Raw genomic sequence first — 12563 nt, forward strand, 5'->3', positions numbered from 1 at the left:
AGTAGCAGCTTTGCCAGGGTGGAACCAGAGCCAAGCACAGCCTTGCCAGTTAAAAAATGACCGAATCAATTGATTCGGTCATTCATCATCGCCGCCGTCAATTCTTGACGGAATGGCTCAAGACCGCGGGCTCAGGCGATATCCCGCAGTTCGCGACGGAGAATCTTGCCCACCGGCGTCATCGGCAAGGCGTCCTTGAGGACGATGTGCTTGGGCACCTTGTAGCCGGTGAAATTCTCCTTGCAGTAGGCCTTCAGCTCATCCACGGTCAGGCCGGCCTCGCGCGGGACGACGAACAGCTTAACCGCCTCGCCGGACTTCTCGTCCGGTACCCCGATGGCAGCGCAACTGGCCACCTTCGGATGGGCCATGACCACATCCTCGATCTCGTTGGGATAGACGTTGAAGCCGGACACCAGGATCAGGTCCTTCTTGCGGTCGACGATGCGCACGAAGCCATCCGGATCGATCACCGCCACGTCGCCGGTCTTCAGCCAGCCTTCGCTGTCGAGCACCTCAGCGGTGGCCTCGGGGCGCTGCCAGTAGCCCTTCATCACCTGCGGCCCCTTGACGCACAGCTCGCCACGCTCGCCGATGCCCAACTCGCGGCCTTCGTCATCGATGACCTTCAAGGCGGTGCCGGGTACCGGAATACCGACGGTGCCGAGGCGGGCCTTGTCGCCGTACGGGTTGGCGCTCACCACCGGCGAAGTCTCGGTCAGGCCGTAGCCTTCCACCACCGCACAGCCGGTCATCGCCTGCCAACGCTCGGCGGTGGCCTTGACCAGGGCGGTGCCGCCGGAGTTGGTCACCTTGAGGCTGGAGAAATCCAGGCTCTTGAATTCAGGATGATCCATCAGCGCGACGAACAGGGTATTCAGGCCGAGCAACGCGGAGAAACGCCACTTCTTCAATTCCTTGACGAAGCCGGCGATGTCGCGCGGGTTGGTGATCAGCACATTGTGGTTGCCGTTGACCATCATGCACATGCAGTTCGCGGTGAAAGCATAGATGTGGTACAGCGGCAGCGGCGCGATCATCACCTCCTGCCCTTCCTTCATCAGCGGATGGCCGTCGGGCCCTTCCTGGGACAGGCAGGCATGTACCTGCTGCATGTTCGCCACCAGATTGCCGTGGGTCAGCATGGCGCCCTTGGCCACCCCGGTGGTGCCGCCGGTGTATTGCAGCACGGCGATGTCCTCGAGGCCGACCTTCACCGGCCGCAGCGCATGGCCGTGGCCCTGGCGCAGCGCATCCTTGAAGGACACCGCCTGCGGCAGGTGATAGTCCGGGACCATCTTCTTCAGCTTCTTCACCGCCGTATTGATCAGCCACCCCTTGAGGGCCGGCTGCATGTCGCCCATCCGCGCTTCGACGAGGAATTCGATATCGGTATCGGCCAGCACGTCCTGCACCAGCTTGCCGAACATGTTCAGGTAGACCAGCGCACGCACGCCGGAATCCTTGAATTGGTGGCGCATCTCGCGGGCGGTGTACAGCGGGTTGGTGTTGACCACGATCAGCCCGGCGCGCAGGGCGCCGAACACAGCGACCGGATACTGCAGGATGTTCGGCATCTGTACGGCAATGCGGTCGCCCGGCTGCAGGTCGGTGTGCTGCTGCAGGTAGCCGGCGAAGGCGGCGGAAAGTCGGTCCAGCTCGGCATAGGTCAGGGTCACGCCGAGATTGCTGAAGGCCGGGCGGTCGGCGAATTTCTTGCAGGAGCGCTCGAACACCTCGATCACCGACTTGTAGGCACCCAGGTCGATGTCGTTGGGCACGCCGGCGGGGCGCTTGTCGTTCCAGAAATCAGGTTGCATTGTTTTTGTCCTCTTACCTGAGCCTGTCTGGCCCGCGCATGCGGGGGTCTCGGGAACTTAGCAGCTCCGTGGCCGGGCGCAAATACTCCGGGCAGCGTCATTGACCGCGTGAATCACGGACTACTTCGAAGGCGACGGGCCGGGTGCCGAATGGCTGGGAAAACGCACGGTGCTGGCTCTACAATGCCGGCATCTCCCGGGCACAAGGACCCGCCATGCGCCACGACGCCTTCTGGCTCACCGCCAGCGATGCCGCTCCGCTGTACGTCAATCACTGGTCGCCCGAGCAACCGCCCAGGGCGGTGGTGATGCTGGCGCACGGCATGGCCGAACACAGCGGCCGCTATGCTCGCTTCGGCGAGGCCCTGGCATCGGCCGGGTTCGCCCTTTACGGCCACGACCAGCGCGGCCATGGACGCACCGCGCAACGCGGCGTGCTCGGGCACTACGCCGATCATGACGGCTGGCAGCGGGTGATCGCCGACCTGGCTAACCTCAACCACCACATCCGCCAGCAGCACCCGGACGCGCCGATCTTCCTGCTCGGCCACAGCATGGGCAGTTACATCGGCCAGGCCTACCTGATGCGCCATAGCTGCAGCCTGCAAGGCGCGATCCTCTCCGGCTCCAATTTCCAGCCGCCGGCGCTTTACCGCGCGGCCCGGCAGGTGGCGCGCTTCGAGCGCTGGCGTCAGGGGCCGGTGGGACGCAGCGCACTGATCGAGTTCCTGTCCTTCGGCTCCTTCAACAAGGCGTTCAAACCCAACCGCACGGCGTTCGACTGGCTGAGCCGCGACCCGGACGAAGTCGACAAGTACGTCACCGACCCGCTGTGCGGCTTCCGCTGCACCAACCAGCTGTGGATCGACCTGCTGGGCGGGCTGGAAGAAATCTCCCAGGAGAAGAACCTCGCGCAGATCGACCACGACCTGCCGCTGCTGGTCGTCGGCGGCGCGCACGATCCGGTCAGCCAGGGCATCCGCCTGGAAAAACTGGCCGATGCCCTGTGCCGCGCCGGCCTGCGCAACGTCCAACTGAAGCTGTATCCCGACGCCCGTCATGAGTTGCTCAACGAAAGCAACCGCGACGAGGTGACCACCTACCTCATCGACTGGCTGGAACGAACCCTCGTCGCCGGCCGGCACTGTCCACTTCCGACCCAGGAGATTGCATGAGCCAGGTCAAGAATTTCCCCTACGACAGCCTCGAAGTCGGCCAGCGCGCCAGCTTCGCCAAGACCGTGGAAGAGCGCGACATCCAGCTGTTCGCCGCGGTATCCGGCGACCGCAACCCGGTGCACCTGGACGCCGAATACGCTGCCGGCACCCTGTTCAAGGAGCGCATCGCCCACGGCATGTTCAGCGGCGCGCTGATCAGCGCCGCCATTGCCTGCGAACTGCCCGGCCCGGGCACTATCTACCTCGGACAGCAACTGCGCTTCACCCGCCCGGTCAAGCTGGGCGACAGCCTCAAGGTGGAGCTGGAAATCCTGGAAAAACTGCCGAAGAACCGCGTGCGCATCGCCACCCGCGTGTTCAACCAGAACGACGAGCAAGTGGTCGACGGCGAAGCCGAAGTGCTGGCGCCGAAGCAGGCACTGTCGGTGGAGCTGCCGGAGCTGCCGCCGATTACCATTGGCTAAGACCTTCGCTTTTGCGTGGGACGGATTCATTCGTGAAGAGGGCCTGCCGGCTATCGCGAATGCAGCCACGCAAAAGCATCGCCAGCAGAGTTGGTTCCTACGAAAGCGCGTCGGTGCCGCATACCGTGTAGGGGCGAATTCATTCGCCTGCGGACGCGTCGTCCGACACCACCTGCACACTGGCCGTCATCCCGGCGCTGAGCAATACATCGTCGGGCACCCGGTCCAATCTGATCCGCACCGGAATCCGCTGGGCCAGGCGCACCCAATTGAAGGTCGGCTCGACATCCGCCAGCAGTTGCGCGTCGGGGCTGGCGTTGCGGTCGGTAATGCCGCGGCTGATACTTTCAACCGTACCGTCCAGCGCCTGCCCGGCGCCCATCAGCCACACCTTCACCGGCGCGCCGAGGCGGATGTGCGGCAACTTGGTCTCTTCGAAATAGGCCTGGATATAGAAGGAAACGTCATCCACCAGCGCCATCACCGCCTGGCCGGCCTGTACATAGTTGCCCTGGGCCAGGCGCAGGTTGGTGACCTGCCCGGCGCGCGGGGCACGTACCTCGCTGCGGGCCAGGTTCAGCTCGGCCACCGCCACGTCGGCCATGGCCTCGCGGTATTCGCCCCGGGCGATATCGGCATTGATCTGGGCGTTTTCCTTCAACTCGGCGCTGATCGCCTGCGGGCCGAGATGGGAGCGCCGCGACGCCTCGTGCTCACGCAAACGCATCTGTTGTTTACGCGTCTCGGCTACCGCCCGAGCCTTGTCCACGGCGGCCTGGTAACGCTCGCGGTCGATGTGGAACAACACCTGGCCGGCCTCGACCCGCTGGTTGTCACGGACTTTCAGGTCCACCACCCAGCCGGACACGTCCGGCGCAATGGTCACCACATCGGCACGGACCCGCGCATCCCGCGTCCACGGCGACAGCATGTAGTGCTGCCACAGCCAGTAGCCGGCGAGGATGGCCAGCCCGACCAGGCAAAAGGTGATGGCGATACGCCCGGCATTACGCATGAAACCCTCCTTTAGAAACGGCCCAGCAGCGCGACGACCGCCGCCAGCACGCAGACGAACAAGGCGCAGTCGAACAGCGCCTCGTGCCAGATCCAACGCCCCAGCGGCGTCCGCTGCAGGCCCAGGCGCAACAGCCCGGTGGCGAGCAACGCCAGCAGCGCATAGAGCAGAAAGGGGCTGAGCAACACGCCGCCCAGCGACCACTCACGCAAGCCCATCGATGTCCTCCCGCTGGCGGCACCACTGCCGCCAGCTGTGTTGCAGTTGCAGGACGGCGCCTTCCGCCAGGCGTCCGGCATCGTTGTCGGGCACTGCCCTCAGGGTTGCCAGCAATGCCGCGCCGGGCGCATCGAGGGCATCCATCCGGGCGGCCGCAGGGCCCTGTTGGAAGACCCGCTCGAGCGCCTGGAAATAACGACGCTGGGCCTCTCCCTCGAGCAGACCGGCAGCAGCCAGGGTGAAGCGCAGGTGCAAGAGTTCGTCCCCCAGATCGAGCCCGAGCAGACCGTCATCCCAGCGGCTGCGCGCCACTTCGGGAAGCGCCGGGTAATGCCGGGCCAGTTGCAGCAGGCGGTCGGCCATGCGTCCGGCGAACCAGGTATCCGCCCCGGCGAGGGCCCGCTGACTCAGGCGCCCGAGATCGCCAAGAGTGGCGCGCAACAAACGGCGACCATGCCAGTGTGGATTGCGCAGGCCGATCAGACGGAACGCCAGCACCGCACAGCCCACGCCCACCAGCATCCCCAGCGCCTCGTTGGCGAAGAAGGCGACATCGAAGCGCATGCCGTTCTGCGGGCCCACCAGCACGATGAAATGCAGGCAGAACGAGGTGGCGGTCGCACCGATGGCCGGCTTGGCCATGCACAGCGCGCCGAAGAACAACGGCACGCCGAGCGCCAGGCAGAGCAAGGGGAACCCGCTCCATTGCGGCAGCAGCAACTGGCCGACGAAGAACGCGACGGGAATCGCCAGGGCGATCCCGCGGATGAAGCTGAAGCCGATCTGTACCGCGTTCTCCCGATTGGCGAACAAGCTGCAGACCACCGCGGCGAGGATCATCGCGCCGCCGGCCGAGGTCCAGGCAGTCGCCAGCCAGAACGCCGACAGCGCCAGGAACGCCAGTCCGCTGCGTAGTCCATAGACCAGCGCCAGCGCGTAGTCCCGGTGGCTGGACAGCGCCCCCGCCGCGCGTTCCGTCAGCCGGCCCTGCTCCACCGCCGCCAAGGCACGCCCGGCCTCGATCGCATAGAGCAGCAGCACCGCCAGGCGCCCCAGGCAATACTGCGGTGCCGCCCCAACGGCCTGATCGCGGGCCGCCGCTTGCAACCGTTCGCGCAGAGCCAGCAACTCGGCCTCGTCGGCACGGCCAAGGGTGGCCTCCACCTCGCTCAGCCAGGGCGCCAGGGTCTCGGCATCGTGCTCATCCAAGATCGCCCACTGCCGCGCTACGGCCCGGGCAATGCGCAACAGGCTCAGCAAGGCCCGACTCAGCCCACGCATGGCGCGGGCGCGCTGGCGGCCTCGCGTGCCTTCGAACCAGGCATGCTCGCGCTGGGCATCCACCGCGACGATGCGTCCGAGCATCTGCAACAACCCCTGGCGCGCCTCCGCCTTTCCGCTGAGTGCCGCCTGGGCGGTGTCGAGGCCGGATTGCCAGGCGGCACGCGCCTGCTGCACCAACTGACGCTCGACCCGCTGCGGCCAAAGCACCGCGTTCACCGCCGTGGCGCAAAGGATGCCGAGGCAGATTTCCGTGCAGCGCGCCACCGCATGATCGAAGACCAGCAGCGGCTGGCTCAGGGCCGGCAAGGCGATGATCGCCACCGTGTAGCCGGCCAGGACGAAAGCGTAGGACCAGGCGCTGCGCAGCAGGGTCGAAGCCGCCGTACACAGGCCCAGCCAGGTCGCCAAGGCCAGCAGGAACAGCCCCGGCGCCTGGGCGAACAAGGCCATGCAGACCACCGCCATGAAGGTGCCGACCAGGGTTCCGAGCAGGCGCGCCAGGCCCTTCTGAACCACCATGCCGGACAGCGGTTGGGCAACGATAAGAGCAGTCATCAATGCCCACTGCGGCTGCTCCAGCTCGAAGCGCAAGGCGCACCAGAGCGCCAGGCCGGCGCCCAGGAGCGTCTTGACGGCGAATTGCAGCGCCAGCGAACTCGGCGCCAGCACTGCCTGCAAGGTATCGCGCACGCAAGGTACCTTCGGGATGACAAGGGATAGACAACGGAAATAGAGAGCCAACGACGGCTGCGTATCAGTGCAACCTAATTATTAGTCAGCTAACTATATCGCTAGAATTCCTGTCTGAAAAGCCAGATTGCAATTAATTAAATCTGTATTTAAATAATCATCATGAACACACCTCGCACACCCGGCCGCCCCGTCGGCGAGCCCCAACAACGCGAACGCCTGCTGGATGCCGCCCTGGCGGCCTTCTCCCAGTCGGGCATCGCCGCCAGCAGCCTGCGCCACATCGCAACCCGGGCCGGGGTGACTCCCGCTCTGGTGAACTACTACTTCGGCAACAAGGACAAACTGCTCCAGGCGGTCATCGAGGAACGCCTGTTCCCCACCCTCCTCCAGCTCGCCCAGGCGCTGAGCAAGGCCGGCGACGAACCCGCCGCGCTGGTACGTGCGTTCGTCCTCGGCATGCGCGAACTGGTCGCCACTCACCCCTGGCTGCCGCCGCTGTGGGTCCGTGAGGTGCTCTGCGAAGGCGGGCTCCTACGCCCGCTGCTGGTCGATCGCGTCGCCCCGCTGATCCCCCGGCCGCTGGCCGAACGCTTCGCCGCCGCCCAGCGCCGCGGCGCCCTGAACCCCGACCTCGACCCACGCCTGCTGGGCGTCTCGCTGATCGGGCTGACCCTGTTCCCCTACGCCGCCGCGCCCATCTGGCGTGGCCTGTTCCCCGCGCCCGAGCTGGATGACGAGGCCCTGGTCCGCCATACCCTCGTCCTGCTCGAACGCGGCCTGGAGATGCCCCATGCGCCCTGATCGTCGACTGGCCTGCCTACTCGTCCTGCTCCTCGGTGCCTGTGACCGGCAAGCCCCACCGGAACTGGCCGGCACCCTGGAATGGGACCGGGTGGCCATTCCCGCGGAAACGTCCGAACCGGTGCTGCGCTGGGCCGTGGCCGAGGGCGACCGGGTCGAGGCCGGCACCCTGCTGCTGCAACTCGACCCGCGCCGCCTGGATGCCGCAGTGGCCCAGGCACAGGCCGAAGTGGAACAGGCCGCGGCACGGCTGGCGGAGCTGAGCAACGGGGCGCGCGAAGAGAACATCGAGGCGGCACGCGCCCAGTTGACCCGAAGCCGCGCCGCACTGGACGAGGCCGAGCGCAACCACCGGCGTATCGCCGCGTTGTATGCGCGCAAACAGGTTGCGGTGGCCGAGCTGGATCGTGCGCGCGCCAGTCGCGACCAGGCGCGGGCCGAACGGGATAGTGCGGCCGCTCAACTGAGCGAGCTGACCAACGGCACCCGCCCGGAACAGATCGAGCAGGCCACCGCCGCGCTCGCCGCTGCCCGCGCCACCCTGGCCCGCCGCCAATTGGATCGCGAACGTCTCGACCTGCGCGCCCCACGCGCCGGCCGGGTCGATGCCCTGCCCTTCAAGCCCGGCGATCAGCCGCCGCAAGGCGCCACGCTGGTCAGCCTGCTGGTCGGCGAAGCGCCCTATGCGCGGGTCTTCGTGCCGGCGTCGCAGCGCAGCGGACTGGCCATCGGCGATCACCTGCAGATCAGCGTGGAGGGTATCGAGCCACCCTTCGACGCCAGCGTCCGCAGCATCGCCAGCGAAGCCAGCTTCACCCCTTACTACGCTCTGGTCGGCGACGATGCCAGCCGCCTGACCTACCGGGCCGAACTGCTGCTGCAAGGCGAAAAGGCCCGTGAGTTGCCGGCCGGTCTACCGCTGCGGGCACAACGGGTGAACGATGAACAGCGCTGAGACGGTCATCCGGGCCCGCGGCCTGACCAAGCGCTTCGGCGACTTCACCGCGGTGGACAGCCTCGACCTCGACGTCCGCCGCGCCGAGGTGTTCGGCTTCCTCGGCCCCAACGGCTCCGGCAAATCCACCACCATTCGCATGCTCTGCGGCCTGCTCTCGCCCAGCGCCGGCGAGATCGAGGTGCTGGGCTGCCGGATTCCCCAGGACGCCGAAGCGCTGAAGCGGCGCATCGGCTACATGACGCAGAAATTCTCCCTCTACGACGACCTGAGCGTCGGCGAGAACCTCGACTTCCTCGCCGCTGTCCACGGCCTACCCAGGCGCGAGGCCCGCCAGCGCATCGACGAATTGCTGGCGCTGTACCGCCTGGACGACCGCCGCCGGCAACTGGCCGGTACCCTCAGCGGCGGGCAGAAGCAGCGCCTGGCTCTGGCCGGCGCGGTGCTGCACAAGCCGGACCTGCTGTTTCTCGACGAACCGACCAGCGCGGTCGACCCGCAATCGCGCCGGGACTTCTGGGACTCCCTGTTCGAACTGGCCGATGCCGGAACCACCCTGCTGGTCTCCACCCACTACATGGACGAGGCCGAGCGCTGCACCCGCCTGGGCATCCTCGACGAGGGTCGGCTGGCCGCCGACGGCAGCCCGGAAGAATTGCTCGCCCAGTTGCCGGGCACTTCCCTGCTGGTGGAATGCGAGCAGCCCCGCCAGGCCCAGCGCGCACTGCAAGGCGGCGAAGGCATCCTCGCCCTGGCACAGATAGGCGCGTCGCTGCGGGTGCTGGTGGAGGAAGGGCAAAGCGCCGAAGACATCCGTACCCGGCTGCATGAGGCCGGCATCGACGCCGAAGTCGGCGAAACCGCGCCGAACCTGGAAGACGTATTCGTCACCGCCACCCGCCGCCAGCCGGCCGACCGGGAGGAAACATGATGAATCTGCGCCGGCTGGGCTCCATCGTGCTCAAGGAGCTGCGCCAGCTACGCCGCGACCGGCTGACCTTCGCCATGATCGTCGGCATTCCGACCATGCAGCTGATTCTGTTCGGCTACGCCATCAACCTGGACGTACGCGGACTCGAAGCGGCCGTACTGGATCAGGCCAATACCGCCCGTTCGCGCGAACTGGTGGCGGAGATTGGCGCCACCCAGGTACTCGACCTGCGCTATCGGCTGAGCACGCCGCAGGAGGTGGACAACCTGCTGCGCGCCGGCAAGATCAGCGCCGCCCTGATGCTGCCGAACGACTTCGAGACGCGCCTGGAGCGCGGCGACCGGCCGGCCTTGCAGATCGTGGTGGATGGCTCGGATCAGGTGGTGCAGGCCTCGGCGCGGCAACTGGCGTCCTTTCCCCTGCCCGGGCGTGCCGCCAACGACGTTCCCGGCATCGAGGTGCTCAACCTGTACAACCCGCAGCGCCTGGCTCCGGTGAACACGGTACCCGGCCTGATCGGCGTGATCCTCACCATGACCATGGTGCTGTTCACCGCCATGGCGCTGGTCCGCGAGCGCGAACGCGGCAACCTGGAAATGCTCATCGCCACGCCGGTATCGCCGTGGGAACTGACCCTGGGCAAGGTATTGCCCTTCGTCGGCATCGGGCTGGTCCAGGTGACCGTGGTGCTGCTGCTCGGCAAGCTGCTGTTCGCCGTGCCGCTGCGCGGCTCGCTGGCGGCGCTCTACAGCGCGGCGCTGGTGTTCATCTGCGCCAGCCTGGCGCTGGGCGTATTCATTTCCACCCTGGCGCGCAGCCAGTTCCAGGCCATGCAGATGGCGTTCTTCACCTTCCTGCCGCAGATCCTGCTGTCCGGCTTCATGTTCCCCTTCGCCGGCATGCCGAAGGTGGCGCAATGGCTGGCGGAAATACTGCCGCTGACGCACTTCCTGCGCCTGGTGCGCGGCATCATGCTGCGCGGCGCCGGGCTCGCCGAACTCTGGCCGGCGCTGGCCAGTCTCGCGCTGTTCACCGTGGTGATGCTGGGCATCGCCGTGACACGGGTGAGCAAGCGCCTGGATTGAAGATTTCGCGGGCGAAAAAAAAGGGCGACCGAAGTCGCCCGAAGTGCCTTGCGTGCTCGTTGCCGGAAGGGCTCAGCCTTGCTTGCGCTTGTGCGAGTCCTTCCAGATGAAATATCCGACACCGCCACAGAACACGATCATCAGACCGACCGTGAGAATTCCGGCGAGTACCACTTCATCGATAAACATGGCGGTCTCCTGCGCTGCCCCCCTGTTGATGGCTCTAAGTTAGCCACAAGAAATGTAGGGAAAATTGACCAGGATCAATATTGGCGAAAGGTGCGCCGGGAGGATGGCGATACGCTGACCCAGGTCAAGAAAACCGCACCTTCCGCGCGGCGGATGGTCGCGGGGAGCAAGGCAATTCGGGGGTGGCGATCAGTGAAGGGCCTCTCGCGAAGAAGACCTACCAGCGGAATCGGATTCTGCGAGACACGATCGAAACCGTAGGGACGAATTTATTCGCCCCTCGAAGGGCACCTCTAAAAACGTAGGCGAGGCAGTCAGCACAAGGCCTCGGCGGCCCCACAAAAACAAGCGAAAAAGCGCAGTTTACGAGCTGTAAATGAGCATTTTGATGGGGGCGCCTAGCCTGGGCTCGCATTCGAGCTTGTTTTTAACGCAGTGATGACAACGCAGGTAGTTTTTAGAGGTGCCCCGAAGCGGCTCGGGTGGGTCTTGTAGGAGCCAGCTCTGCTCGCGAATGGGTCACGCCAAAAGTGTCGCCAGCAGAGCTGGCTCCTACAAAGTAAGACGACTGCCTCAGCGTTTCTTCGGCTTGCCCTTGGATTTTTTCTTGCCCTTGGGCAACGGCATGGCCTGTTCGAAGGCCTGGCGTACTTCGTTCAGGCGTTTTTCGTGGAGGTCATGGATGCGCTTGCCGCGCTCACTGGCAAAGTCGATCAGCTTGTCGTCGTCACTCATGGGGCCGCACCCGGCGAAACGTGAGATTCAGGCGCGGCGCACAGGCGGTGCGCGTCTTCGCCACTTGATGTTGCCAATGATGCTGCGTCGGCCCGCTCATGACCAGCAGCGAACCGTGCTCGAGGAACAGCGAGTGCTGGATGCGCCCCGTGCCCTTGCGGCGCAGGTCGAATCGGCGGGTACCGCCCAGGTTGAGCGAAGCGATCAGCGGATTGCGCCCCAGTTCGGCTTCATCGTCGCTATGCCAGCCCATGGAATCCTGCCCATCCCGATAGTAATTGAGCAGAACGCCGTTCAGCGGCTGGCCGACCTTCTCTTCCAATCGCGAGCGGATCTCGGCGAGCAGCGGCGTCCAGGGCAGAGGGCATTGCAGCAGACCGGAATAGCGGTAGCGGGCCTCCGGGTCGCCAAACCAGGCTGTCAGACGTGGAATCGGGTGAACGCGGCCGTGCACGCGAATCTGCGGTTGTTCCCAGGGCGTCTCGGCCAGCAGCGTCGCCAGCCAGGCGTCGGCCGTGGCCGGATCGATCCAGCCGGGCAGCAGCTTCAGCTCGGCATCCGGCAATTCGATGAGGGGATCGGTAAACAGACTCGGGGTATTCATCGGCAATCGGGCATCGTAGGACTTCAGCGAGCGGTGGTCACACCTCGACGTCGACCCACAGCCCTTGGCGCGGCAGCTCTTCGATCAGCGGTTCGTCAGCCTTGGCCACCTCGCCCTCGGCCAGCTCCTCGGGCGTATAGCCCCGGCGCTGGCGGCGGCGCTGCTCTTCGCGCAGCAACTCGATGGCATCCTGCGGATGGCGCTTGTCCAGGCTGATGGCCGCTTCGTTGGCGCTCTCCTGGGCGGGCGTCACCGGCGGAATGTCAGGCCGGGGCTTGATCGGGTCCTGCTGGGCCGTCACCGGCATCAGCATGTGGGGAATAGGGGGCAGCATGGGTCCTCCTGCGGCAGGCCGCTGAAACCTTCGGGTCCGGCTGCACGTCCGACTCTACTCCTATCAGCCTTCTTCCGCGAAACGCCTGTCTACAACAAGCGGTGACATCCACACTATCGACCGGGATTCCGGCGTCTTTAATGCGGGCTCGCTACACTTTGCGGCACATCACATCGCCGTCCATACCGGGACTTTGGCCCTCGGCGGCCGGTTCCGTTACCATAGCCGGCTTTTTTGCAGGCGATTCTTTGATGAC

Annotated in this window: 14 protein-coding genes; 6 read left to right on the forward strand and 8 right to left on the reverse strand. The window is 65.7% G+C overall.

What is annotated here, in order from left to right; translation table 11 throughout:
• Window positions 1-131: 131 nt before the first annotated feature.
• Window positions 132-1820, reverse strand: coding sequence for a long-chain-fatty-acid--CoA ligase FadD2 (gene fadD2 / locus PIN01S_RS05690; RefSeq protein ID WP_084334255.1), 1689 nt, complete (start codon window positions 1818-1820; stop codon window positions 132-134).
• Window positions 1821-2035: 215 nt separating this feature from the next.
• On the opposite strand from fadD2, the gene PIN01S_RS05695 reads away from it, so the two are divergent.
• Both PIN01S_RS05695 and PIN01S_RS05700 read left to right on the forward strand, forming a co-directional pair.
• Complete coding sequence (locus tag PIN01S_RS05695; RefSeq protein WP_084334257.1) at window positions 2036-2995, forward strand: alpha/beta hydrolase; 960 nt, start codon at window positions 2036-2038, stop codon at window positions 2993-2995.
• Window positions 2992-3462, forward strand: a complete 471-nt coding sequence (locus PIN01S_RS05700; protein ID WP_084334259.1) for a MaoC family dehydratase — start codon at window positions 2992-2994, stop codon at window positions 3460-3462. Before PIN01S_RS05695 ends, PIN01S_RS05700 begins: the two co-directional genes overlap by 4 nt.
• A 139-nt stretch (window positions 3463-3601) precedes the next feature.
• Here the strand turns inward: PIN01S_RS05700 and PIN01S_RS05705 are convergent, their stop codons facing one another.
• From PIN01S_RS05705 to PIN01S_RS05715, 3 genes are read right to left on the reverse strand one after another with little or no spacing between them, the layout of a single operon-like run.
• A complete protein-coding gene (locus PIN01S_RS05705) occupies window positions 3602-4477 on the reverse strand; it encodes an efflux RND transporter periplasmic adaptor subunit (RefSeq protein ID WP_084334261.1) in 876 nt (291 codons plus the stop codon).
• An 11-nt stretch (window positions 4478-4488) separates the two neighbouring features.
• A complete protein-coding gene (locus PIN01S_RS05710) occupies window positions 4489-4695 on the reverse strand; it encodes a DUF1656 domain-containing protein (protein WP_084334263.1) in 207 nt (68 codons plus the stop codon).
• The gene (locus PIN01S_RS05715) at window positions 4682-6670 is read right to left on the reverse strand and encodes an FUSC family protein (protein ID WP_084334265.1); all 1989 of its coding nucleotides are present in this window, start codon (window positions 6668-6670) and stop codon (window positions 4682-4684) included. Before PIN01S_RS05715 ends, PIN01S_RS05710 begins: the two co-directional genes overlap by 14 nt.
• A 162-nt stretch (window positions 6671-6832) precedes the next feature.
• Here PIN01S_RS05715 and PIN01S_RS05720 point away from each other — a divergent pair, with 162 nt between their 5' ends.
• From PIN01S_RS05720 to PIN01S_RS05735, 4 genes are read left to right on the forward strand one after another with little or no spacing between them, the layout of a single operon-like run.
• Window positions 6833-7474, forward strand: coding sequence for a TetR/AcrR family transcriptional regulator (locus tag PIN01S_RS05720; protein ID WP_084334267.1), 642 nt, complete (start codon window positions 6833-6835; stop codon window positions 7472-7474).
• Entirely contained in the window at window positions 7464-8429 is a 966-nt protein-coding gene (locus tag PIN01S_RS05725) for an HlyD family secretion protein (protein WP_084334269.1), read from the forward strand. Before PIN01S_RS05720 ends, PIN01S_RS05725 begins: the two co-directional genes overlap by 11 nt.
• A complete protein-coding gene (locus tag PIN01S_RS05730; RefSeq protein WP_212633055.1) occupies window positions 8416-9360 on the forward strand; it encodes an ABC transporter ATP-binding protein in 945 nt (314 codons plus the stop codon). Before PIN01S_RS05725 ends, PIN01S_RS05730 begins: the two co-directional genes overlap by 14 nt.
• Window positions 9357-10445, forward strand: a complete 1089-nt coding sequence (locus PIN01S_RS05735) for an ABC transporter permease (RefSeq protein ID WP_244505955.1) — start codon at window positions 9357-9359, stop codon at window positions 10443-10445. The genes PIN01S_RS05730 and PIN01S_RS05735 overlap by 4 nt, the downstream gene beginning before the upstream one ends.
• Before the next feature lie 72 nt (window positions 10446-10517).
• On the opposite strand, the gene ccoM is transcribed toward PIN01S_RS05735, so the two are convergent.
• From ccoM to PIN01S_RS05745, 4 genes are all read right to left on the reverse strand, one after another.
• Window positions 10518-10634, reverse strand: coding sequence for a cytochrome c oxidase subunit CcoM (ccoM, locus tag PIN01S_RS27300; RefSeq protein ID WP_277222569.1), 117 nt, complete (start codon window positions 10632-10634; stop codon window positions 10518-10520).
• A 573-nt stretch (window positions 10635-11207) separates the two neighbouring features.
• On the reverse strand, window positions 11208-11369 hold the full coding sequence (locus tag PIN01S_RS26705; RefSeq protein WP_090257164.1) for a hypothetical protein: 162 nt from the start codon (window positions 11367-11369) through the stop codon (window positions 11208-11210).
• A complete protein-coding gene (locus PIN01S_RS05740; protein WP_084334273.1) occupies window positions 11362-11973 on the reverse strand; it encodes an alpha-ketoglutarate-dependent dioxygenase AlkB family protein in 612 nt (203 codons plus the stop codon). Before PIN01S_RS05740 ends, PIN01S_RS26705 begins: the two co-directional genes overlap by 8 nt.
• Window positions 11974-12010: 37 nt before the next feature.
• A complete protein-coding gene (locus PIN01S_RS05745) occupies window positions 12011-12307 on the reverse strand; it encodes an aspartate-semialdehyde dehydrogenase (protein ID WP_084334275.1) in 297 nt (98 codons plus the stop codon).
• Window positions 12308-12563: the final 256 nt, after the last annotated feature.

The organism is Pseudomonas indica NBRC 103045 (genome assembly GCF_002091635.1).
GTDB lineage: Bacteria > Pseudomonadota > Gammaproteobacteria > Pseudomonadales > Pseudomonadaceae > Pseudomonas_M > Pseudomonas_M indica.